General features: G+C 39.1%; 21 protein-coding genes and 1 riboswitch. Of the genes, 5 read left to right on the top strand and 16 right to left on the bottom strand.

The genetic code is table 11. The features are described from left to right. Nucleotides 1–64 precede the first annotated feature (64 nt). The 3 genes from M3196_RS08235 to M3196_RS08225 form a co-directional block, all read right to left on the bottom strand. Nucleotides 65–1,111, bottom strand: a complete 1,047-nt coding sequence (locus tag M3196_RS08235; protein ID WP_251321803.1) for an STAS domain-containing protein — start codon at nt 1,109–1,111, stop codon at nt 65–67. Between the two features lie 204 nt (nt 1,112–1,315). Then, nucleotides 1,316–1,636, bottom strand: coding sequence for a helix-turn-helix domain-containing protein (locus tag M3196_RS08230; protein ID WP_251321802.1), 321 nt, complete (start codon nt 1,634–1,636; stop codon nt 1,316–1,318). Between the two features lie 83 nt (nt 1,637–1,719). Beyond that, on the bottom strand, nt 1,720–1,866 hold the full coding sequence (locus M3196_RS08225; RefSeq protein ID WP_251321801.1) for an anti-repressor SinI family protein: 147 nt from the start codon (nt 1,864–1,866) through the stop codon (nt 1,720–1,722). 30 nt (nt 1,867–1,896) lie between these two features. Next, a riboswitch (cyclic di-GMP riboswitch) is annotated at nt 1,897–1,980 on the bottom strand. A gap of 198 nt (nt 1,981–2,178) precedes the next feature. Here M3196_RS08225 and M3196_RS08220 point away from each other — a divergent pair. Beyond that, nucleotides 2,179–3,147, top strand: a complete 969-nt coding sequence (locus M3196_RS08220; RefSeq protein ID WP_251321800.1) for an NAD(P)H-dependent flavin oxidoreductase — start codon at nt 2,179–2,181, stop codon at nt 3,145–3,147. A 90-nt stretch (nt 3,148–3,237) separates the two neighbouring features. Here M3196_RS08220 and M3196_RS08215 read toward each other — a convergent pair whose 3' ends face one another. From M3196_RS08215 to M3196_RS08200, 4 genes are all read right to left on the bottom strand, one after another. Next, entirely contained in the window at nt 3,238–4,536 is a 1,299-nt protein-coding gene (locus M3196_RS08215) for a hypothetical protein (protein WP_251321799.1), read from the bottom strand. Continuing rightward, nucleotides 4,536–5,093 (bottom strand): sigma-70 family RNA polymerase sigma factor, encoded by a 558-nt coding sequence (locus tag M3196_RS08210; RefSeq protein ID WP_251321798.1) that lies wholly within the window; start codon nt 5,091–5,093, stop codon nt 4,536–4,538. The genes M3196_RS08215 and M3196_RS08210 overlap by 1 nt, the downstream gene beginning before the upstream one ends. 205 nt (nt 5,094–5,298) lie before the next feature. Next, entirely contained in the window at nt 5,299–6,372 is a 1,074-nt protein-coding gene (locus M3196_RS08205) for a hypothetical protein (protein ID WP_251321797.1), read from the bottom strand. Beyond that, nucleotides 6,357–6,797 (bottom strand): sigma factor-like helix-turn-helix DNA-binding protein, encoded by a 441-nt coding sequence (locus M3196_RS08200; RefSeq protein ID WP_251321796.1) that lies wholly within the window; start codon nt 6,795–6,797, stop codon nt 6,357–6,359. Before M3196_RS08200 ends, M3196_RS08205 begins: the two co-directional genes overlap by 16 nt. Nucleotides 6,798–7,081: 284 nt before the next feature. Between M3196_RS08200 and M3196_RS08195 the strand changes: the two genes are divergently transcribed. Further along, nucleotides 7,082–8,422 (top strand): D-serine ammonia-lyase, encoded by a 1,341-nt coding sequence (locus tag M3196_RS08195; protein WP_251321795.1) that lies wholly within the window; start codon nt 7,082–7,084, stop codon nt 8,420–8,422. A gap of 295 nt (nt 8,423–8,717) precedes the next feature. On the opposite strand, the gene M3196_RS08190 is transcribed toward M3196_RS08195, so the two are convergent. From M3196_RS08190 to M3196_RS08155, 8 genes are all read right to left on the bottom strand, one after another. Beyond that, nucleotides 8,718–9,026, bottom strand: coding sequence for a hypothetical protein (locus tag M3196_RS08190; protein ID WP_251321794.1), 309 nt, complete (start codon nt 9,024–9,026; stop codon nt 8,718–8,720). A 1,040-nt stretch (nt 9,027–10,066) separates the two neighbouring features. Next, a complete protein-coding gene (locus M3196_RS08185) occupies nt 10,067–11,251 on the bottom strand; it encodes a M20 peptidase aminoacylase family protein (RefSeq protein ID WP_251321793.1) in 1,185 nt (394 codons plus the stop codon). Next, nucleotides 11,220–12,077: a GNAT family N-acetyltransferase gene (locus M3196_RS08180; RefSeq protein WP_251321792.1), complete on the bottom strand. Its 858-nt coding sequence runs from the start codon at nt 12,075–12,077 to the stop codon at nt 11,220–11,222. Before M3196_RS08180 ends, M3196_RS08185 begins: the two co-directional genes overlap by 32 nt. Further along, nucleotides 12,055–13,662, bottom strand: coding sequence for an N-acyl-D-amino-acid deacylase family protein (locus M3196_RS08175; protein ID WP_251321791.1), 1,608 nt, complete (start codon nt 13,660–13,662; stop codon nt 12,055–12,057). Before M3196_RS08175 ends, M3196_RS08180 begins: the two co-directional genes overlap by 23 nt. A gap of 18 nt (nt 13,663–13,680) precedes the next feature. Further along, nucleotides 13,681–14,811 carry an o-succinylbenzoate synthase gene (gene menC, locus M3196_RS08170; protein ID WP_251321790.1) on the bottom strand — a complete coding sequence of 377 codons (1,131 nt, stop codon included), beginning with the start codon at nt 14,809–14,811 and terminating at the stop codon, nt 13,681–13,683. A 27-nt stretch (nt 14,812–14,838) separates the two neighbouring features. Then, nucleotides 14,839–15,702 (bottom strand): MurR/RpiR family transcriptional regulator, encoded by an 864-nt coding sequence (locus tag M3196_RS08165; RefSeq protein ID WP_251321789.1) that lies wholly within the window; start codon nt 15,700–15,702, stop codon nt 14,839–14,841. Between the two features lie 23 nt (nt 15,703–15,725). Further along, on the bottom strand, nt 15,726–17,216 hold the full coding sequence (panF, locus tag M3196_RS08160; protein ID WP_251321788.1) for a sodium/pantothenate symporter: 1,491 nt from the start codon (nt 17,214–17,216) through the stop codon (nt 15,726–15,728). A gap of 11 nt (nt 17,217–17,227) precedes the next feature. After that, complete coding sequence (locus tag M3196_RS08155; RefSeq protein ID WP_425310989.1) at nt 17,228–17,512, bottom strand: YhdT family protein; 285 nt, start codon at nt 17,510–17,512, stop codon at nt 17,228–17,230. Nucleotides 17,513–17,803: 291 nt separating this feature from the next. On the opposite strand from M3196_RS08155, the gene M3196_RS08150 reads away from it, so the two are divergent. Both M3196_RS08150 and M3196_RS08145 read left to right on the top strand, forming a co-directional pair. Continuing rightward, nucleotides 17,804–19,072 carry a M20 family metallo-hydrolase gene (locus tag M3196_RS08150; protein ID WP_276531309.1) on the top strand — a complete coding sequence of 423 codons (1,269 nt, stop codon included), beginning with the start codon at nt 17,804–17,806 and terminating at the stop codon, nt 19,070–19,072. Nucleotides 19,073–19,075: 3 nt separating this feature from the next. Next, nucleotides 19,076–20,395 (top strand): hypothetical protein, encoded by a 1,320-nt coding sequence (locus M3196_RS08145; RefSeq protein ID WP_251321786.1) that lies wholly within the window; start codon nt 19,076–19,078, stop codon nt 20,393–20,395. Nucleotides 20,396–20,426: 31 nt separating this feature from the next. On the opposite strand, the gene M3196_RS08140 is transcribed toward M3196_RS08145, so the two are convergent. Next, a complete protein-coding gene (locus M3196_RS08140; protein ID WP_251321785.1) occupies nt 20,427–20,927 on the bottom strand; it encodes a hypothetical protein in 501 nt (166 codons plus the stop codon). A 409-nt stretch (nt 20,928–21,336) separates the two neighbouring features. On the opposite strand from M3196_RS08140, the gene M3196_RS08135 reads away from it, so the two are divergent. Next, nucleotides 21,337–22,878, top strand: coding sequence for an AbgT family transporter (locus M3196_RS08135; protein WP_251321784.1), 1,542 nt, complete (start codon nt 21,337–21,339; stop codon nt 22,876–22,878). Nucleotides 22,879–22,915: the final 37 nt, after the last annotated feature.

Genomic DNA, 22,915 nt, shown 5'->3' with positions numbered 1-22,915 from the left:
TATAAATGCTACAAAATAAAAGCCACGCCGAGTTTAATCTCAGCGTGGCTATCACAATATATTATTAAGGCTGATTCGGTTCTTGAATGAACATGCCTTCTTTAGCAAAAGCAAAATGAATCGCATGCTTCAGGTTTCTGAAATAAGTACTGTCTCCAAGGGAATATTGGTGTTTCGTCACTTCCATACTCAACTCTGGTGAGATGCCTACGAGCAGCGTTTCCATTCCGAACAATCGGGCAGAAGAAACGAGTTTATTTAGCATATCTATCATTTCAGAATCAATGGATTTAATACCGGTTAAATCTAAAATCACAAACTTCGCTCGGTGCTTCGGCAACGCCGTAAGTGTATGCTCCAACATATCTTTGGAACGCAGTTCATTATATTTACCAATCAACGGAATAACTACAATATGATCAGTTACCGGTATGATGGGTGAGGAAATTTCTCTTATCAAATCAGTGAGTTCTCTTGTACGATTCTCAACCATCGCCTCGAGCTTCATGATTTCATTTTGTTCTTCACGCTGGACAAGGTCACGGATGTTATCGCTTGGTGTAATAGCAGATTCATAAACTTTTATTTTTAACAAATCATCAGTAGATTCTTCTTTTAATACTTCATACCACATATACGAGTCAAACAACCCTGTGAAAACACCAGCCCAGTGACCAGGTAAGAAGCGCCCCATACGTTTGCTGCCTTGTGCTTTTTTAACTTTTATTTCCCAGCTGTTCGATATTGTAATAACAGCTTCTTTCTTTTCTAAGTCTACATCTATAAATGTTTTGCCCCAGCCGGCTGTTACATATATGTTCGGTAGAGCTTCTATCGAATTTTTAATATCGCCAATCGTATTCTTATAAAAATCACTTACTACCAATCCAGTTCGATAGCCAGCCGTTTCAAAAACCAGGTCAGCTGTACCTTCGCCCGTAATTTCCTCAATAGAATCCAGGAAAACTTTAAACGCAGAATCGATCCAAAACAGCATGACGTCTCCGCCTTCAAATTGGAAGACACCTTTGGACGTATCCCATTTAAAAGAAGAACCATTTATATCTACATTTTTTTGAGTATCAAATAATTCATTCGGCGTCTTATTCATCAGCAAATCCTCCATAGGCTCAAAAAATAACAAACACCCTTATCTTTTACCCTTAATGAAGAGGCATGAAACATGGTTTTTCGACATGGGGTCAGACCCGGGTCTGACCCCATAAAAAGACAAATCCTCCTTTTGTTCTTTCCACGAAGACATCCAAAAAAGATCAACGAAAAAGCCACTAGATCTCATTATCTGGTGGCTACTTTAATTTTGTTTGTTTTTCCATTTATTAAATTCAAGGAACTCTTTAAATTGTTCTTTACTTACACCGGAACCCATGGCTTCTTTAACAAGATCGGCCCATTCCTGGTCCAGGTTTTGCGTGTCAACTTCAGGTTTGATTAAGTGATCTACAGAAATATTCAATACATCCGCAATCTTTTCAAGAAGCTGAATAGATGGATTCTGTTGAATATTACGTTCTAATGCACTTATGTACGATTTAGCTACCCCTGCTTTATCAGCTAAAGCTGTAATGGAGAGGCCTTTTTCAGTTCGGTATTTTTTAACTCGTTCACCAATCATCATCGCAATCCCCATTTAAGTAGAATTTGCCTTTATTATATCTTCTTACAATAGGGAAGTAAATAAAATCTAAGTCCTGTTTACTACTTAATATTTTCCAAAAGATATTCAGCCATTATTAATTGGGGGTTCTTTAAAAAAGTGATTATTTCTTCTTTAGTGAAACCGTGATCTCTAGCTTCTTTCATCAATTCAATCCACTCTCGATCCAACGTTGAAGTATTCTCCACTAAAAAATCCCTCCAGATAAGCTATTTTGTTCAGGTAACCCGGCGATCTTAGCAGTAGCCTTAGACCCGTGGCTTTGCGCCCATTTCTTTCGAGAATGTTTGCCCTTGTCTGAAGGATAGGTAGGTAAAATTCCCTAACACAAATTGATTATATACAAGCAAATAAGAAAATGTTGTCAGAAAATGGCTGTAATATAAATGTAATGTTAGAAAAATATTACTACCCCTATAAATTAAAATTAAAGGATTGGTGAGGGGATTGTGGAAGTTAAAGATAGAATTTAAGTTTCTTTATTGAAAGGATGAAGGAATATGTTAAATAAATTGCCATTAAGCCTGTCGAACCCACTCGCATTACCTGTTATTAATGCTCCCATGTTTTTAGTATCAAGTCCTGATATGGTAATTGAAAGCTGCAAAAATGGAATTATCGGTACGTTTCCTCTATTAAATGCACGAACATCGGAACTTTTAGAAAACTGGATGATTCGTATTTCAGAAGAACTTAAACAAGTACAACAAGAGAATCCAGCTGCGAAAATCGCTCCTTGGGGTGTCAATTTAATCGTACATCGGACAAATAAAAGATTTGAAGAAGACTTAGAGTTAATAAAAAAATATGAACCGCCTGTTGTGATAACATCACTCGGTAATCCTAGTGATGTAGCGAAAATCGTTCATAGCTACGGCGGACTTGTTTTCTCTGATGTTATCTCACTAGATCATGCACGTAAAGCTGCCAAAACTGGAATCGATGGGTTGATCTTAGTATGCAGCGGGGCAGGAGGTCATGGGGGAACGTTAAATCCATTTGCATTTTTAAAAGCAGTAAAAGAGTTCTGGGATGGCATAACGATTCTAGCAGGCGCAATTTCTACGGGTGAAGAGATATTAGCGGCCAAAATTCTTGGAGCAGACTTGGTTTATATGGGTACCCGTTTTATCGCAACAGAAGAATCATCTGCTAGTGAAGAATACAGACAGATGCTGATTGAATCGACATTGGAAGATCTCATCTATACAGATGCAATAAGCGGAATTAATGGTAACTATCTTCTGCCTTCCTTACAAAAAGCGGGATTTGATATAGAAAATCTTAAGAAAAAAGAGGTGGATTTATCTTTTTCTGAGTCAAAAGCAAAAGCATGGAAAGATATCTGGTCAGCTGGTCAGGGGGTAGGGAGCATTAAAAAAGTGTCCACAATTAAAGAGGTTGTGGACGAACTAAAAACGGAATATAAAAATGCCCTTCAATCACAAGAATTCCTGGGGGTAAAATAAATTTAATTATAAAAAATAGATAGTCTTTTAACACTAAAACCCCCAAATTCACTTTTAATAGTGAATTTGGGGGATGTTTTTGGGCGAAAATCAATCAACCGCGTTCTTATATTCCTCGGGATTCTCTTCATGCCATAATGTGACATCGTAATGATTGTATCCGTAATCATAGTAAACGGCATCAAGAGATAACATTTGTTTCGTTTCTTTAAAATAATAGAAAGTCTCCCCATATTCTGTTACATGATAAGGTTCTCCCAATGCTTTTTCCCATTCCTCCACATATGAATTATGGAGAGTAAAGAAGCTAATATAATTCACCTTTTGATCGGCGTTATAAACAATACTGAACTCAGAATCATTCTTTATTGAATTCTTGTCTGCTGTTACCATCTTCCACTGTGCGGATGACGGATCTTCCTTATTTGTCTTATCTTTACTAAATTTGTCGTATGGTCCGAGGATTTGAAGAGTTTCTTCCTTTGTCATTCCTAGGGTTATACCATTTAAATAAAAGGTTTGATTCTGTACACGTCCTTCAACAGGAACATTCCCAAATGGTGTTTTTTTCTTACCGTATAATTGCTCAAGTTCAGCCAAAGAAGGTTCAGGGATCTCATCTTCTTTCACAATGGGGTTAGCTTGATTTTTTCCTTCATCTTGCTCTGGTTTAGTTCCTATCACGGATTCTTCAGGTTTATCTTTAGCATTTGTGGTATCTTTTTCAGATGTAACTTCATTTTCTTCTACTGGCTTTTCACCATGAGGTATCTTGTATTCAACATTAGTGATGACAAAAGAAGTTAATGTTTTTGTTTTGCTGAATATCTCAATTTGAATAGCATCCTTAAACGTGTTTTCATCAACAATTCCTAAGTCGAGATTGATCACTTTTTCAAATGAATAAGGTTCATCAGGGCTTAACACATTGTTTGATGGGACATCAAGATTAAGACTATTTGTACCTAAATCTGTAGATAAGTCGTTCTTCAAGACGTTAACTCTAGCTTGGAATGGTTCACTATTAAAATTAGTAGTATTTTTAACAGTACCTTCAATTGTTAGCTCACGGGTACTTACGTCATAAGTGATCTTGCTTGAAGCCTGTGTAAACTCCTGGGCATATCTCGTTTCAGGCTTTTTTTCCTTTATCGCTGTTTCAGGTGTCAAATAATTATCAATCACAGTGTAGGAAGTGAAGATAATTCCAGCAAATAGTGCAGCAGTTAAAAGTTTAGGGACCACTGTTTTCTTCTTGTTTGCCATTCTTGTAGGTGGAGTACTTTTAATGGCGGCTAAAACATTTTGTTCATCTTTCTCGGTAAATACCGGTGTTTTAGACATTTCATTGTCTATGATTTTATTTAAGTGATGAAGGCGATTCTCCATTATCTCTCACCTCCAAGTTCGAGGTATTGCTCTTGCAGCAGCTTCCTTGCACGACTTAAGCGCGTTTTAACCGTGGACTCATTCATTGAAAGAAGATCACATATTTCACGAATAGAGAAATCTTTATAGTAGTGTAATAAAATAACTTCACGATATTTAATAGATAGCGAGAGTACGGCTTGGTATAAGAGCTGATCTTCACTATTAGTAAGGACTCCATCTTCAGCTGAATGCGCACTATCTTTTCGATCATTCATAAATTTATCTGTGAAGGCCAACTTTCTGTAACTCCAGCTCTTTAAAAAATCCTTAGACCTGTTTATAGCAATCGAGTAAATCCAGCTTCGCACAGCTGAATCTCCCCGAAAGGTATCAAGCTTTGTATATAACGTAACAAAAACATCTTGAGTAATGTCTTCTGCCTGCTGCCAGTTCTTAACGAACGTATACACAAGACGTTTTATTTCTTCCCCGTATGTTCTCATAAGGAAAACAATCGCATCATCGTTACTCATCCCCGCAATGCTGACATTTTCCTTTAACCCCTGATTTTTCACTTAACAACCCCCTTACAATTGCCTTTCCAGAAGTAAGACGACCCAATCGCGCCACAAGTTTCATTATTATAGAATATAAGTATAATTTTACCACTAAATTGTTTGGGGACTGACCCCAAACAAATACAAATATCTTGTTTTTCCACCTCACGTGGACATACATAAAGAGCTGGCTTTAAGAGCCAGCTTTTTCTACCGATTATTATTAATCATATATACCACCAGAATTTTTATGATCTTCTTTTACCTGTCCATCTTCCAGAACGTGATAACTATACATATAACCGTATTGCAGCATGTTATAAAAACTAAAGCTGTTTACTTTTAAGTTCTCATCCCATTCAACAAATAAAATAGTGTCAACTGTTCCATTTAATAACCCTTTGTTATCAATGGAATCTGTGATCCGATCATCTGCCTGATAATTGTAACTTGGATCTGCACCGATATCGAAGCGCCATAAGTTTTGATTATCCATTGCGCCTCTAACTTCTGTGTACTTATTTCCAAATTGTGCTTGAATTTCTTCCTGAGTCATTCCTCGAGCTAACTTTTCTTTTATTTCTTCTATTCTCATCGTCTGTTTTTCGACAGGTGGTTCATCAATCACTTTAATGTTTTCAATAATATGTGTCTTAACAACCTTCTTATCTATCGTGAATGAGATTTGTACTTGGTTCTCAAGATCAGACTTTGATATTTCTTTTAAAAGCGGTACCTCTTCCCAAAATTTATTAGTGGATCCTGCTCCCGTATTAGCATATTGGGCATCCTTAAATCGAATTTCTAATTCCTGCAGAGATCCTTCTAACTTTGGGTTTAAGATATTAACTTTAACAGCATATTGGGGACTTAATTCATTTGCTGGATTCGTCACACTTCCTGAAATTTTAAGAGTGTTCGTTTCTTTATTTATGACCACTTCACCTTTAGGATCACTAAAATAAATAACTGGATCAATAGGAGTAGCTTTAGACTCATCTTTTGTTTCTACTTTAACTTCATTCTCAGTTTTTTTTGTTTTATCAGTTTTATCATGAACTGCTTGCTGATTAGATTCTATAGATGTTTCAAAGAAAGAGTAAGTAAACAACACTAGACCTGCAAACAATGCCACCGTTAATAAAGCGGGAATGAAGGGACGCTTTTTCGAAACAGGCAGTTTCTTATGCTCGTGAATTTTACGTAAAATATTCTGTTCATCTTTTTCGGTAAATACAGAACCCAAAGAAATATGTTCATCCATAATTTTTTTCATTCGGTTCAGGTGATCTCCCATGAAAACTCACCTCCTAGTGTCTCAAGGGATTTTTGCATCAGTTTTTTTCCTTGATTTAGCCGTAACGTTACTTTGGAATGCCTCAATTTTAACAACTGGCTAATTTCCTCTACTGAAAACTGACAATAAAAATGAAGGACAATCATTTCACGATATTTAATCGGCAAATCCAGAACCACATCGTACAACAATCGATCTTCAGACACGGATTTATTTTTACGAACAGACGAATTGGGTTTCCCCATAAACTTCTGTTTGCGATACGTCCAGCTATCCATATGTTTTTTTGTTTTTCGGATCGCGATCGAATAAACCCATCTCCGCAGAGATGTATCATCTATACGAAATGTATCAAGTTCGGCAAACATTGTTACAAAAATATCCTGCGTGATAGCTTCCGACTGTTGCCAATTCTTGACGAACATGTAGACTCATTAAGTAGAGGATGGCGTCGGCATTACTCATTCCATCTATACTTATGGAATCCCTCAATCTTTCATTTTTCAAGAAAGCTAGCCTCCTTATGATGCACATCCGACAGTAAGACGAGACAATCGTCGTAGTGGTTTCATAATAAAAAATGTAAGGGGACAGACCCGGGTCTGTCCCCTTGCTTTTTTACTTTTCTTATAACTGATAAAATTAAAGTAAGTATTAGAAGTTTCATAATATCTTTACCTTAACCCTAAGAAGGAGGTAATCAATAATAATGAACAAGGTAATCGAAGGAAAAAGAATTGAAGAATGGATAGAAGACTATCCACTTCTAAATGAAATAATAAAAACAAATGAAGTGTTCTGGATAAATAAAAATGATACCTCGAACAACCATAATGCCTCATTGAGTAAAGAGGACATTGTAGATGCTTCAGAACGTTTAAAAAGGTTTGCTCCATTCATTGAAAAAGCATTTCCTGAGACGACTCCAGCTAAAGGAATCATCGAGTCTCCTCTTATTGAAATTCCAAAAATGAAAAGGGTTCTGGAAAAAGATTATGAGATTGATATAAAAGGCAAGCTCCTATTGAAGTGTGATAGTCACTTGCCTATATCTGGTTCCATAAAGGCGAGAGGCGGAATCTATGAAGTATTGAAACACGCAGAAAAACTTGCCATAGAACACGATATGCTTTCCATTTCTGATTCCTATGCAGATTTAGATAAGCCAAGATTTAAACAATTTTTCTTCCAATTTTCGATTGCGGTTGGTTCAACAGGTAATTTGGGTTTAAGTATCGGAATCATAAGTGCTCGTTTAGGTTTTAAAGCAACTGTACATATGTCCGCAGACGCAAAACAGTGGAAAAAAGACTTATTAAGGAGCAAGGGAGTAAAGGTTGTAGAGTATCAGTCAGACTATAGTAAAGCAGTCGAAGAGGGACGAAAACAGGCAGCTTCGGACCCTACTTGTTATTTTATTGATGATGAAAACTCTAAGGATCTCTTTTTAGGTTATGCTGTAGCGGCTTCAAGATTAAAACAGCAGCTTGATGAAATGAATATTTCGGTTAACGCGGAACATCCGTTATTTGTATATCTGCCTTGTGGAGTAGGTGGAGGACCCGGGGGAATAACGTATGGTCTAAAAATGGAATTTGGTGAACATGTTCATTGCTTTTTTGCAGAACCGACACACTCACCATGTTTTTTGATCGGTCAGATGACAGGGTTACAAGATAAAATTTCAGTACAGGAGCTTGGTATTGATAATATAACAGATGCTGATGGATTAGCAGTTGGCAGACCTTCGAGTTTTGTTGGAAACATGATTGGTCATCAGCTGAGCGGCTGCTATACCATTCAAGACGAGAGACTCTATTCTTTCCTCCGAACACTTGCAGATCAGGAAAATATTTACCTTGAGCCATCTGCACTTGCTGGTTTTTATGGGCCGATTCAGCTTCATTCCCACCCGGATGGTCAAGAATACGTAACGAAACATAAATTACAGGAAAAAATGGAAAGTGGATCACATATTGTATGGGGAACTGGTGGAAATATGGTTCCGAGTGAAGTGATGAAGGAATATTATCAGAAAGGACTTAATTAAATTAACGTCTACAAATTAAATAACTTAAAAAAGGGAGATCCAGGGGTTAGTTAACGGGTTCTCTTTTGAGGGAGAAAACATCCAATGACTACTTAAATCGCGTAGTAAATAGCAAGAAATAAAAGCATTAAGAAAATTCACCGAACGACGGCGTGTCTTCCAACTCCCATGAATGATGAGGGAGCGGCGATCTCCGAGCGCTTCGTCGTAGATCGTCTCGGTGTCCCGCTTATCCACTCCATCGTTTTGCATTAATGACGGGTTACAAGCATCATATTCATTTCGGCCCACTTCCTTATGGCGTGATAATTGCAATCATCTGCACAACAGAACGTCCATCACCGGAGAACGTATTTTCCGTACATTTCATCTGAGTGGAGCCGCCGCTATCCAAGAAGATTCCGTCAACAATAGTCCCGGAGCCAACGAGATACTTCACGGCCCCACGGAATGCTTTCGCTGTGCAAGCTTCTTCCGAGATAACAAGCCAGATGTTGAATCCACTGTTCCATATAAGAGCGGTCCGGTATGTGCTTCCTGTCATGTTAGGCATACCTTGGGCCGTTGCGACTGCTTCCCAATTAGCGTCATCTTGGAGGCTCATGCTGATTCCCCCCTGCGCCCAATAGTTGCTACGATCAGACACATCCAATTCCGCCGCGCTTTTCACTACTTGGACGCTGTAAACGCCAGTCGATCTATCCCATACGAGCGTTCCGCGAGCGTATTTCTCATTGTACCATCCCGAGCCATATGCTCCCGCGACTCCACAAGCCGGGATATCATTGTTGACTGCAATAGAGAGCAAATCACTGCTGTAGAAGAATCCGCCGTTGATTCCAGTGTCTACTCCAGACGCGACGTTCTTGTTGATCTCTTTCAGGATAATGTTGTTGGGGGATGCTTTAATGACGGACAGTCTAAGTCCGCGTGGCTCCGAATACGTATAGTTGCTCATAGTTTTATCCTCCACGATTTTAATAGGTAACATCCGATACGTCTTATATGCGTCAATAGTCTAAATTTTTTATAAATATATAAATAATACAGTGGTTTGATCCACTGTTCTTTCTGTTCTTTAGTTATAAAATAAGAATGTATACATGTAAAGGGCAATACTAATGATTATACTAATGATTTCAGTAGGCTGATGAGCCCATAGTCAAATTAATCATAAGAAAAATGATGAGATCTAAGTACAAGGGAATTTAATATTTTTATTGTAACTGGAGTGGAGAATTAGCTGATGATGAAGACCAATAATTAATCCAGTATAATTTTACTTTCTTATTCCACAATCAGGTACTTTTCTTGAATAAAAGAGGAGGATAAGATCTGAATTTTTTCGAACTACCTTACATAAGAGATAAAGGATTTCTAATAATTTTTTTGGAGAAAGAAAACAGTAAAAGACAAGGATCGAATATATCAGTGTCATTACTATACAGGAGTAGATGATCAATAATACTTCTTCAACAAACGAGTGCATTAAAGGAATAAGGCATAGGAAAACGACCAGACAATTCTGGTCGTTTTTGATTGTTATTTGAATATCCAATTATAATGCTATTTCACCTGCTAAAAGGATACGAATTACGGTTTTCTCCTCCAAAAGAGACCCGTTAAGGAGTTAGTGGATCTCCTTTATATTCTATCAAAATGATAATGATCATACACCGCTTTGTTCCCTGTATGTTCAAATAGTTTAATAATGGAATAGGCGAGTAACGCTGTGCCATTTAGTAAAGCATCGTGATCAAAAGTCATATTCGGATGGTGGAGTCCTGGCTCAAGATCTGTTCCTAACCCAATCATGGTTGCTTTTAATTTCGGATATTCGGTCGTATAAAAATGAAAATCTTCTCCGCCAGGTGTGACAGGAGGAGGGACAAGGGCTTCTGGCCCGAGGATATCAGTAATAACAGAACTAATGATAGCTTCCATTTCACTGTTCTGATTAGCTGCAGCCATTTGAGCACTTATATCTAAATTCACTTCGGCTCCATTGGCTTTGCCAGCATATAAGACCGCAGCATTTACTTTCCTAAGAAGTTCTTCCATGGATTGATTGGTTTGTGAACGTACATCTATACAAAAAGTGGCTTCATCGGGAATAACATTGATGTTACTTCCACCAGCATGGACCTGAGTGACCTTAACTGAGCTTGGTACCGTAGGATCTACTTTTACAGCGTTAACAGCAGCGATAATCGAACCTAGAGAATCGATAACGTTTATGCCATAATTGGGTCTTGAACCATGTGCCTGAATCCCTTTGATTGTTCCTTGTAAGAGAGTTGCCGCACCATGATAAATGGCGGGGGATGCATGGGACATCTCCATTTCTATCTTGGGGCGCACATGGATACCAAGCAAATAATCTACATTCTCCAAGACTTTATTTTGAATTAAAGCCAAAGCTCCTTTTCCAGTCTCCTCAGCTGGCTGAAAAATAAATTTTACATTTCCCGCCAACGGTTTAAAGCCCAATTGTTTTAAACAATGAGCTGCGGCTAAAGCCATTGTCATATGAGCATCATGTCCGCATGAATGGTTGGCTTTCCACTTTCCATCAACATTCTGCCATAAAGCATCCATGTCAGCTCGAAGTGCTATTGTACTTCCATTCTCTTCACCGTACCAATTTAAGACAACACCACAATGATCTTCAAATGTTTCAACATCAAAATCTAAATTTTGAGCTTCCTGCAGGATAAATTCCTTAGTTTTTTCTTCTTTCCAACTAACCTCTGGATTTGTATTAAAATGTGTAAAAATATCAAAAATAAGTTGGCTGTTATGATTCGTCCAGCGTTTTATAGCTTTCATTTACATTCACCCCTGATTTTTCAAAGACATAATAGCCGATGTCTGAGTCTAATAAAGCACCCCTCAAGATGTAATCGCTAGATAGAAGTCTTGTAACTGCATTTCTGATCTCCATTCGCCAGTTAATGGCTGCTTCAGGGGATATTTTTTTCAGTCTTTGAATTTGCTTGGGTACTGGAACCAATACACCACTCTCATTAGAAACGTCTTTAATACTCCCTGCATGAGGAATTTCTCTATTTAATGAAAAATTAAAATATAAGGGATAGTTATTCCAATGAGGTGAAGTATTTTTTATGCCCTTGGAAGCTTCTATAACAACAGGAGATTGCAGTTCCCATTCCAACAGGAATCGATCAGAAGGCGTACCCTTGTTAAGTTTGTCATTCATCTCGCCATAATAGGATTTGATATACGTTTTTACATGACCACCTAGCTTTGTAAGGTTTAGATAGCCATTCTTAATCTCTAACGGGTCAAAGGTCCATATCATTCTGTCAAAGCCTTTATTTAGGGCCCATTCTCTTTGTTTAAACTTTAATTTTTCACCGAGTTTTTGATTCCGATAGTCAGGATGTATGGCCATCATGTGTGAAACCAAATAAGGTTTTGGTTGTGTTTCACTAATACCGGGAAAACCATAACAAAAACCGATTAAACGTTCATCCTCAAAGACACCAATTACACAACCTCCGTTATGAATGGAAGCTACTAATTGGGGAAGAGAAGATATAACTTCTTTCCCCCATGTTTCCATTTGCAGCTTAACGGCCTCCTGTAAATGATGCAGTTCTTTTATTTCTTTAAACAGATAGGTTTGTAGCATATTCGGACTCCCGTCTTAACACTTTCCCAGCGGTTACCCCTAAATATTTTCCGTTCTCAGCAGCTAGTTGACCGTTAACAAAAACATAGTGGATGCCCGTTGGTTCCTGTAACGGATCTTCATAAGTAGCATTATCCCGTATATTTTGCGGATCAAAAATCACAATATCTGCTGCATAACCTTCTCGCAGAATACCTCGATTCTTTAAACGTAGCAATTGGGCAGGTGCACCCGACATTTTCCGAATGGCTTGTTCGAGTGTAAGAGCTTGTTTATCTCTTACAAAGTGTCCCAACACTCTAGGGTAAGTGCCATACAAGCGTGGGTGAGGTTTACCTCCGAAGATGCCATCCGAACCTACAATTTGCAAGGGATGTTTCATACCACCCGTAATAACCTCTTCATCACCCCAATGTATAAGCATCGTAATTCCTCCATTTTCCTCAAGGAGGAGTTTGAAGGCTGCATCTGCTGGTTCAAGGTTTAATGATTCAGCTATTTCAATCATGTTCTTTCCTTCTACCCACCGATTGTTTTCGGTTGTAACAGAAGTAAGGATGATATTATCCCATCCGCAATTTAACACCCAATTTTCATAGTCTGAGTTATTTTTAAAATCATCTTTTATCTTAGCCTGTATTTCAGAATCTCTTAATTTTTCCAGCAAGTTTGAGGTTCCGCCTGAATGCATCCACGGAGGTAAGATAGCATGAAAAACGGTTGACCCCGCCGTATAAGGGTATTGGTCAAACGTTACTTCTATACCTTCATTCCTAGCTTCATCCATTCTGATAAGAGCCTGTTCATATTTTGAACGATTCACTTTTCCGGCAACTTTAAAATGGGAAACATGCAGTCTCACACCGGACTGCCTTGCCACATCAATGACTTCTTCAAGTGCTTCCAATGACTTGTTACTTTCATTACGTATGTGGACCACAAAACAACCATCATATTTCGAGGCGCCTTTGCAGATTTCAATCAGTTCTTCTTTGCATGAGTAAACGTTTGGAGGATAGACTAGTCCGGATGAAAGCCCTACAGCGCCTTGTTTCATCCCTTCTTCAACCAACTCTCTCATTTTAACCATTTCTTCTTTGGTGGCTTTTCTGCCGTCAAAGCCCATAACCAATGTACGTACAGCCCCGTGAGGAACGAGGTAAGTGGCATTCCCGGCTATATCGGAGTGATCTAAAAAATTCAAATATTCCTCGATTGTATTCCAAGGCCAATCTCCAATATCACCGTTTAACCCTTTTAGTTGCTTCTGCCAAAGAGGTTTGGTTGTTTCAGATACGGGAGCTACTGATATACCATCCTGTCCAAATAATTCTGTAGTAACTCCCTGTAATACTTTGATTTTATGAATTTCAGGTCTCGTACAAAGAAGGTCTGAATGAACATGCGTGTCAATAAAACCGGGGGTTACAGCGAGTTTTTCTGCATGAATCACTCTTTTTGCATTTTCACTGGATAAATCACCAATTCTGCTAATGATACCATCTTTAATTCCAATATCAGATTTCGTCCAAGGATTTTCCGTTCCGTCATAAACATGTCCGTTTTTAATAATAAAATCAAACATAGATATACCTCCTGTTATTTAATAGATGGACTTTTCTCTTGAGAATGATTCTGTTCCCAGCCTATATTTCTCTACTACTTTTTCGTTGATCTCATACCCAATTCCATAACCCGTAGGAACTGCTAATGTTCCCGGACGAAGGAAATCAACCTCTGGTGTAACAATATCTGTTTCCCAATACCGGTTTGAGGCAGAAGTGTCCCCTGGAATAAGGAAATTATCCAATGATGAAAGTGCGATGTTATGGGCACGTCCGATACCTGCCTCAAGCATGCCGCCGCACCATACGGGGATTCCATTACTTTTACATAAGTCGTGTATTTTGACTGCCTCTGTCAAACCGCCAACGCGTCCAATTTTAATGTTGATTATTTTACAAGCTCCTATTTCAATTGCTTTTCTTGCATCTTCATAGGAATGGATACTTTCATCTAAGCAGATAGGTGTTGAAAGTTCACTTTGCAACTTTACATGATCAATAATGTCATCATGAGCAAGAGGCTGCTCAATCATCATTAAATGAAAAGGATCAAGTTGTTTTAACAAATGGATATCTTTAAGGGTATAAGCAGAGTTTGCATCAGCCATGAGCGGGATATCAGGCCCGAAACGGTCTCTTATAGCTGCTATCGGTTCTATATCGAAACCAGGTTTGATTTTCAGCTTGATCTTTTTATAGCCCTGATTAATAAATGATTCTACCTTCTCTAAAACTTCAGGAATTCCGGGCTCAATCCCTATGCTTACACCTACATCAATTTCTTTTTTGGTTCCTCCTAAAGCTTCTGCGAGAGATATTCCTTTTTTCTTGCCATACAAGTCCCATACAGCACCTTCAATCGCAGCTTTTGCCATTTGATTACGACGAATGGGTTTGAAAATAGACTGCAATTGTTCCGGATGATCGATCCCATCAAGTTTCAGGAGCTTAGGGATGATGAATTCTTTAAGCATATATTTAACAGTGTCAGTGGTTTCTTCATTATAGATAGGGAAAGGCAATGATACACTCTCCCCATATCCTGTTTGACCATCACCATGAACACATACCACCAAAAAATCTTTATAGGTCAATCTTCCAAAACTTGTTTCAAAAGCAGTTTTCAAAGGCATTTTTAACCGGTGTAGAACGATTTTTTCAATTTCCATACGTGTATTCCTTTCATTAAGCTAAACTTAATCTGGTTTTACAAAAGGGGAGAAGTCTTGGCTTATATTCTCGTATTCTTCCAATCTCTTTTGTACTTCCTCCCATCCGGTTACCGCGACTCCGTTAACCAATATATTGAGAAGTGAAAAAATAATAGGCATCCCTTTCAAAGCAGATGGGGAAGGGGTCTCCACTTTCAATATATAATCTGCATGAATACCGACCGGGGAGAGTTCGTTATCTGTTATGGCGAGTATAGTGGCTCCTTTTTTCTTTGCTGCTTTAACAAAGGTCACGGTCTCTTGTGTATAGCGAGGGAGAGAGAATGCGATTACTAAACTTTTATATGTAATCTGTGATATTAAATAGATCGCATCATCTGTATCCCCTCGATACATTTGGGTCTTGCCGATCACGACATTCAAACTGAATGTGAGCCAGCTAGCTGGTGCATGGGAACTCCTGAATCCCACTACAAAACGGTTTTCTGAATCTATTATTTTATTAATAATAGACTGTAGGTATTCTTCATTTATAGAAGATGATAGTTTGCTGATATAAGAAATGTCTTCAGTGAGTGTGTGTTCTACAAGATGGTTGCTTTCGACGATTGAACCAGTAGAATTTAGATAGTTTTCTAGTGGATCCTTTTGTTTTTCGCTTAAAACGGTATCTTGGATCAGTTTTTGCAGATCGCTGTAGCCTGAAAATCCAAGGTTATAACAAAAACGTATGACCGTTGACTCACTAGTGTTCGTTATATCTCCAAGTTCTTTTGCTGTATAAAAAGCCACTTTATCACTATTGTCACTAATATATTTAGCAACAATTTGTTGTCTTTTTGTTAATTGTTCGAAGTTGATCCTGATTCTTTCTTTAAGCTGCTTCATGTTGGTGTTTTACCTCTCTATGTTTATCCAATTGCCTTCTTAATCGTGGAGCTGTTTTTTTGCACGCCCCAAAATTTATTAATAATTTGTTGAGATGGTTGAGGAGTCAAATAACTTACTATAATCATAATGAGAACCGATAGTGCTGTTGCTGTAACAATAGTCTGCATTCCAAACGGATTGGGATATAACTCGCCGAGAACGATATAGCTAATTAATCCCGCATACATAGAAACGATTGCTCCCCATGTAGTGGCCCTCTTCCAATAAAGACCAAAAACAATAGGAGCAAAAAAAGTAGCCTCCAGACCACCGATTGCATACACCACAAGGAATTGCAGATAGTCGGGTGGGGTTAGGGCAAATAAAACGACACCAACTCCGATAATGAGCGTAGTAAAATAGGAAAGCTTTGAAATCTTCTTTTCACTAGCAGTTGGATTGATATAGTTTAAATAAATATCTTTAACAACTGAAGCACTGGTAACGAGCAGCATAGAGTTGACTGTTGACATAATAGCTGCAAGTGGTGCTGATAAAACGATTCCAGCTACCCATCCTGGCATAATATCCAGTATTAATGTTGGTAATGCCATGTCCGGTACTGAAATATCTGGATATAATACCTTTACGAATGGACCGAGAGTAGCGAAACCGATACTAAATAATGCCATAACTAATCCGCTGTAGATAATCGATTTATGCATGGATTCCGTATTTTTAAAGGTCATTCCTCTAACGGAAGCATGCGGTAATCCAATGGCAGCAATTCCGAAAAGCATGAAATAAGAAAAAAGCATTAATGGGGTTGCTCCTGAAGGTCCTGGCAATTCAACCATTTCTGGATGTTCCGTAGCCAGCTTGCCTATTAAACCGCTAAATCCTTCCGTTTTAACCAAAAAGAATATCCAAAGGAGGACGCCTCCCAAGATCATGATGACACCTTGGATCGCATCGGTTATCGCAACTGCTCTAAAACCGCCGTAGACCGTATAAAGGACAACTGCCAATCCAAAAATAATTAATCCTGTTTTATAAGGTAATCCTGTAATAGACTCAAGAATTCTTGCGCCACCTACAAACTGAGCGACCATATAAGCACTGATGAAAAGAATGACTCCTATTGAACTGCCTAATACAACGGCTTTACTTTGATACCTTTCCTTAAAAAAGTCCGTTAAAGTGACCGCATTAATTTTTCTTGCCACAATAGCGAACTTCTTCCCGAGAATTCCTAGAATATAAACGCCCATTCCTACTTGTGTCAGTAAAATAAGTACCCAACTAAAACCGGAATTATAGGCGACTCCCGGTGAGCCAATAAAAGTACCTGCACTAGCTGCTGAGGCTAAAAGAGTAAATGTTAACACAAATGGACCAAGAGAACGTCCGCCTATAAAGTAATCCTCCTGGAAGCTTGTGTTTTTAACTTTCATATATTTGTGGAGCACGCCCCCGATTAAAAATGTAATGATTAAAGAAAGAACGATCGGTATGAGAACATCCCACTTCATTTAATGAACACCTACCTTTCATCCTCAGCTTCAATGGACATATCTTTAAAAAATACCTTGATCATAAAGTAGGGAAGAATACAAAAAACAATTGTTCCGACCAAACAGCCCCAGAAGAACCAAGCGGGAAAACCAAGAATATAACTCATGGAATCGGCTGATTTATTAAGTCCAAACCAAAGGGAAATACCTCCAACTAGAAGGATGTTGACAACAAACAAGCCTAAGGTAGCCCACATTTCTTTGTTACACTGTGCGAATCTGGGATCTTCTATGAATTCCTCTTGTTTTCTCAAATGCATTACCTCCTTTAATATGATGTAAAAACTTCAAAAATAGTAAAAATTGAAGTTTTAGCTTCAAATCAAGTATATATAGATAGATTATGTATAGTCAATATATTATTTTAAAAATTTAGAAAATTATAATAGTAAGAAACCATTAAAAAAAGTTACTCTACCAATAGGCTTTTTACTTACTTTTTGAAACTTGTGAAAGGAGATTAACACGCATTGGCGTAATTTATTTATTATCGGAATATTTACGGAATTATTCTTTAAATTAATCTGGAAAAGGAGGAAAAGCGATTGGAGCAAAGTGTGGTCAGTATCGAACAGTGGTTAGAGCAGCATCTCCTTCAATTAAATCTGGTACAGGACATGAATCAACCGGACGGATTTTCAAGATTAGGTTTTAGTTCAGAAGGGTGGGAAGCACATGATGGATTTATAAAAATAGCTGAAAGACTGGGGTTAACCGTCAGAAGGGATCAAGCTGGGAACGTGATTGCAAGGTGGAACCCAGAGAACCATAATGCTTCATTGCAGGCGGTTACTCTTGGTTCGCACCTCGATACGGTAAAAGGTGGTGGCGGATATGACGGGGTGGCAGGCATCCTTTGTGCATTAGCGGCCATTAAAGAACTTAGAGATAACGGGTTTCAGCCAGACCATCCGATCGAAGTGATCTGTTTTGCATCAGAAGAGTCCTCGAGGTTTCCCATCTCAACCATTGGCAGTAAAGCGATGTCCGGCATCATCAAACTGAAAGAGCTGGAAAAGGTGAAAGATGAAGCGGGTTATACCATCAAACAAGTTGTTGAAAGCAGAGGGTTAAACTGGGACATGATTCGATATGCGGAACGCGAAGAAAATGAAATTAAATCTTTCGTTGAACTTCATATCGAACAAGGTTTGAGGATCGAAAACGCAGGAACTGATTTTGGTATTGCGACTGCTGTAGCTTGTCCGATTCGGTTAAAAATCAAAATCGAAGGCAAGATGGGACATACCGGAACAACACCAATGGGCATGAGACAAGATGCTTTAGTCGCCGCAGCACCACTCATCACGTTTATCTCGGAAAAAGCGGAACAATTTTCCAAAGAGAACCCATACCCAATCGTTGCGACCGCGAGTACACTAACCATCAAGCCGAATGCGATGAACGTGATCCCAGGGATAGTCGAGCTTGGTGTTGATATCCGTAGTGTGGATGATGCGTTAAAAGAACAGTTTAAAGCATTGGTTAAAGAAAAGTGTTCGTCCATCGAAAAAGAGAAAAACGTTAACATAAACATAGAAGTACTCGTTCATAATGCTTCCATACAACTTGATGAGGATCTTTCGATTAAACTAAAAGAGATCGGTGAGTCACTCGGCCATCGTTGCTTGGTTATGGAAAGCGGGGCAGGTCATGACGTCATGAACATGAGTAAAAAATGGCCGTCCAGTTTAGTTTTTATCAAGTGCCGTGATGGTTTGAGTCATCACCCTGAAGAATATGCAGCACTCGAAGATTTACGTTTAGGAGTTGATATCCTTGTCGGTTACTTACAACAAGAAGCAAGGAATTGATCGATGAGAATCCGGTTGGGGGTTGTTGGGCCTCAGGATTCGATCAATCTCGTGAAAAATGCAGCGAAAGGGTTTAACAAGATTGAGATCATTCCTTTTCCTTATCAAAAGATAGAAGAAACGAAAGATATTATTTTACAGAATAAACCCTATGTTGATCAGTGGTTCTTCTCTGGACAGGCTCCTTATTATTTTGCGTTAAACAACCGTTTAATTCTTGAAGAAGAAGGCAGTTATGTCCCGCTTAATGGGAACAGTCTATATAAAACGCTGCTGGAGGCACAGGTACATGAACAAAAGCTGTTAAAAAAAATCAGCCTCGATACGATACAGGAAAAAGGGATCAAAGCCATCCAGAATTCCATCCATTCTTTGAAAGTTTCGACCTTCCCATACACGGGCTACTTGCCTGCAGATGATATCGTCCATTTTCATGTGGAGTTGTACAACAAAGGGGAAATTGATGTTGCCGTGACATGTATTCAAGCGGTTTATGCACGTTTAAAAGAGCTTGGCATTCCATGTTACAGGGTGACACCAGACGTTCCTTCCATCCAGCTGATGCTTCAGTTCTTAAAAGAGCGGGGAGAATCCGCTTGGTACAAGAAGGCACAAACGGCCATCGTGGGAATTGAAGTTTTCCACCCGACAGATGTTCCGCAAGATCATTTTTATTCCTATAAGATGAAACACCAGGAATTGGAGCTGAAAAGGCTGCTGCTTGATTACGCGGAAGTGATTAGAGGCTCCTTCGTACAGATCGGAGACGGGCACTTTTTTATCTATTCAACGAGAGGCGAGGTCGAGCTTCATCTGCATGATAATTCCTTATTGCAACTTATGGAAGAGGCAAAACTGCACAGTAAGCTGCAGGTAAGGATCGGACTCGGGTATGGTTTAACAGCATTAGAGGCAGAGCAAAATGTGCGCCTTGCATTCCAGTACGCCCGTAAACACGACACACCCGTCATCATTCTGATCAATGAAGATAAGCAGGTGATCGAACAGTCCCGCTCTTTAGAAACCATATCTTATAACGGCAGAGTATGGGGAGAAAAATGGGAGAATCGGCTTAAGGATGCCACCATCTCTCCGGCGATCGTGAGCAAGATCCAGTCACTAGCTTATCATTACAAAAAAACACAGATCACGTCTCAGGAATTAGCCGTCTGGCTGAAGGGGACTGAACGAAATGCCCGAAGGATTTTATCCGAAATGGAACGGCTTGAACTTGTAAAAGTGTCAGGGGAAGAGCAGTCGGGTAATAGAGGACGGCCAAAAAAAATTTATGAGTTTGATATAAAACTAGGGAGTGGACGGTAAGTCCGCTTTCTTTTTTCCTTTGTTCTAATTTTTAGTTCTTTAACGGTACGCTTGTTTCTACTCCGCTTTGAACAATAACTACGCTCTCTATATCTTTGGATTTTTCTTTATCAATTTGGATTACCAATGTTCTCGGTGTTGCATCGGAAGTACAAGCACCGTTTGGTTCTGACAAAGGTACGGTTATCGTTTTGTTGTCAGAGTTTCGTTTAATATTTCTTATCTTGTAAGGACAACTTCCGGATTCATGAACTCCAATGAAAAAAACATCTTTTTCTTTAAGGTCAACGTTCGGAGTTTTACTTTCGAATGCATATAAGTTCCAGGTATCTTCAAATTCTGATTGATTAACTAGTTTTCTAACCAAATATTGTTCTTCAAACGCAATTTCATTGAAATGAATAGGCAAAGTTTTTTCACTTGCGATTATATCGAAGTTAATTTGATTATTTTTGGCATTACTATTGCAACCGAATACTAATAATAGTGACAAAAATAAAGTAAGAGAACGTAATCGTTTAACGCTTTTCATCACATATTCACTCCTTTTTAAAGATTAGACGACATTCGGTAATGAAGGTTTCTAATATCGATAGAGTTGGCGAAACGCTTTAGTTAAATGGGTTTTATGGTACGTGTTCTTTTATTCTGTTACACGTTCGCTCAGAAAACTTGAGTATCGCTCAAAACTACCTTCGTTTCGCTCCGAATACCCGAGCATCGCTCAAAACCTCCCTCGTTTCGCTCAGAAAACCTTAGTATCACTCAACCTTCCCTCGCTTCGTATAAAAGACTCTCGATCCTTCCAACAATATCTCCCTAAAAAACTTTCTTTCAAAAATTTTTATAAAAAAAGAAGGAAAATTGTCAGATTATACAGAATACTTATTATAGGAATATTAAAGGAAAATGTCCGTAATTAATAAAAGGGGGGAATAAAAATGCCGCAACTGGCTTCTGATGTTCAATCTTCCAAGGAAAAAGGGTTTTCTCGTTTTTTAAACGTGATCGAGCGGGTTGGGAACAAACTGCCTCATCCGTTTATGCTGTTCGTGTATCTTGCACTATTCATGATTTTGATCTCGTTTGTCGTAAGTCTCTTCAACGTTTCGGTGAAACACCCGGGTTCAGGGGATGTACTCCAAGTAAAAAGCCTGTTATCCGGTGAAGGGTTGAAGTTCATGTTAACGTCCATGCTCGAGAACTTTACGGGTTTCAAGCCGCTTGGACTAGTACTGACAATGATGCTTGGAATCGGTATGGCTCAAAGAGTAGGTCTATTTGAAAGTGTCATTAAGAAGACGATCATCAAAGCGCATAAATCGATCATCACGTATACGGTGTTCTTTATCGGGATCATGGGGAATATTGCGTCTGATGCGGCGTTCGTTATTATTCCCCCACTCGCCGCTGTCGTCTTTTACTCTCTTGGACGCAATCCGTTGGCAGGTCTTGCTGCAGGTTTTGCCTCGTCTGGTATTGGATTTACAGCTAATATCCTAATTGCGGGAACGGATGCACTTTTATCAGGGATCTCAACGGAAATTTCAACAACCATCAATCCTGATGTTGTCGTGACACCAGTAGATAACTGGTACTTCATGAGTATCTCTACAATTGTTTTAACAATCGCAGGTGGTCTCCTAACTGAAAAGTTCATTGAACCGCGCCTCGGAAAATATGAGGGGAATGCGGAAAAGAAGGAACTCGATTTTGAAGGGAATCCGTTAGAGTCAAAAGCACTTCGAAACACGCTGTTTGCGGCACTTCTTTACATTGGCGTGGTTGCACTTGCCGTCTTTTTCCCAAATTCCCCGCTTAGAAACGAGGAAGGTGGCATCATTCCATCACCATTCCTGGATGGAATCATCCCGATTATCTTCCTGTTCTTTGTGACAGTCGGTGTAACCTTTGGTGCGTCCATGAAAAAAATCAATAAAGTGAGCGATGTGCCGGAATTGATGACAGACTCCATCAGGGACATGGCTGGATATATCGTTTTGGTCTTTGCGATCGCGCAGTTTATCGCTTACTTTAACTGGAGCAACCTTTCCACGCTGATTGCGGTGAATTCTGCTGATCTACTCGCACACATGGATCTGACAGGGCTCCCGGTCATTATTGGGTTTGTCTTTTTAACAGCCATTCTAAGTTTGTTCATTATCAGCGGATCCGCGCTCTGGGCACTGGAAGCACCGGTATTCATCCCGATGCTGATGCTATTAAACTATCACCCTGCCTTTATCCAGGTGGCGTACCGAATCGGTGAATCATCTACTAACATGGTGACACCGCTCAATCCGTATTTTGCGATATTGCTGGCGTTCATGAACGAATATGATAAAAAAGCAGGGATCGGGACGCTTATGGCTTTGATGATTCCTTACACCATCGTGTTCCTAACGATTTGGATCATTCTGCTGCTTGCTTTTGGACTCCTCGGCATTCCGATCGGCCCTGGGGTTAGCATGTATATAAAGTAGTTTACGTGACAAGGGGGAGGCTTATATCTTCTCCTTT

Source organism: Fictibacillus nanhaiensis (genome assembly GCF_023715445.1).
GTDB lineage: Bacteria > Bacillota > Bacilli > Bacillales > Fictibacillaceae > Fictibacillus > Fictibacillus nanhaiensis_D.
The sequence above is the reverse complement of the archived record's forward strand: the minus strand, read 5'-3'. Positions and strand labels throughout refer to the sequence as shown.

Coding starts and splice junctions, on each gene's coding strand:
- M3196_RS08235 (WP_251321803.1), bottom strand. CDS start 1,111: ATGAATAAGACGCCGAATGAATTATTTGATACTCAAAAAAATGTAGAT.
- M3196_RS08230 (WP_251321802.1), bottom strand. CDS start 1,636: ATGATTGGTGAACGAGTTAAAAAATACCGAACTGAAAAAGGCCTCTCC.
- M3196_RS08220 (WP_251321800.1), top strand. CDS start 2,179: ATGTTAAATAAATTGCCATTAAGCCTGTCGAACCCACTCGCATTACCT.
- M3196_RS08215 (WP_251321799.1), bottom strand. CDS start 4,536: ATGGAGAATCGCCTTCATCACTTAAATAAAATCATAGACAATGAAATG.
- M3196_RS08205 (WP_251321797.1), bottom strand. CDS start 6,372: ATGGGAGATCACCTGAACCGAATGAAAAAAATTATGGATGAACATATT.
- M3196_RS08200 (WP_251321796.1), bottom strand. CDS start 6,797: ATGTTCGTCAAGAATTGGCAACAGTCGGAAGCTATCACGCAGGATATT.
- M3196_RS08195 (WP_251321795.1), top strand. CDS start 7,082: ATGAACAAGGTAATCGAAGGAAAAAGAATTGAAGAATGGATAGAAGAC.
- M3196_RS08190 (WP_251321794.1), bottom strand. CDS start 9,026: ATGAGCCTCCAAGATGACGCTAATTGGGAAGCAGTCGCAACGGCCCAA.
- M3196_RS08185 (WP_251321793.1), bottom strand. CDS start 11,251: ATGAAAGCTATAAAACGCTGGACGAATCATAACAGCCAACTTATTTTT.
- M3196_RS08180 (WP_251321792.1), bottom strand. CDS start 12,077: ATGCTACAAACCTATCTGTTTAAAGAAATAAAAGAACTGCATCATTTA.
- M3196_RS08175 (WP_251321791.1), bottom strand. CDS start 13,662: ATGTTTGATTTTATTATTAAAAACGGACATGTTTATGACGGAACGGAA.
- menC (WP_251321790.1), bottom strand. CDS start 14,811: ATGGAAATTGAAAAAATCGTTCTACACCGGTTAAAAATGCCTTTGAAA.
- M3196_RS08165 (WP_251321789.1), bottom strand. CDS start 15,702: ATGAAGCAGCTTAAAGAAAGAATCAGGATCAACTTCGAACAATTAACA.
- panF (WP_251321788.1), bottom strand. CDS start 17,216: ATGAAGTGGGATGTTCTCATACCGATCGTTCTTTCTTTAATCATTACA.
- M3196_RS08145 (WP_251321786.1), top strand. CDS start 19,076: ATGAGAATCCGGTTGGGGGTTGTTGGGCCTCAGGATTCGATCAATCTC.
- M3196_RS08140 (WP_251321785.1), bottom strand. CDS start 20,927: ATGAAAAGCGTTAAACGATTACGTTCTCTTACTTTATTTTTGTCACTA.
- M3196_RS08135 (WP_251321784.1), top strand. CDS start 21,337: ATGCCGCAACTGGCTTCTGATGTTCAATCTTCCAAGGAAAAAGGGTTT.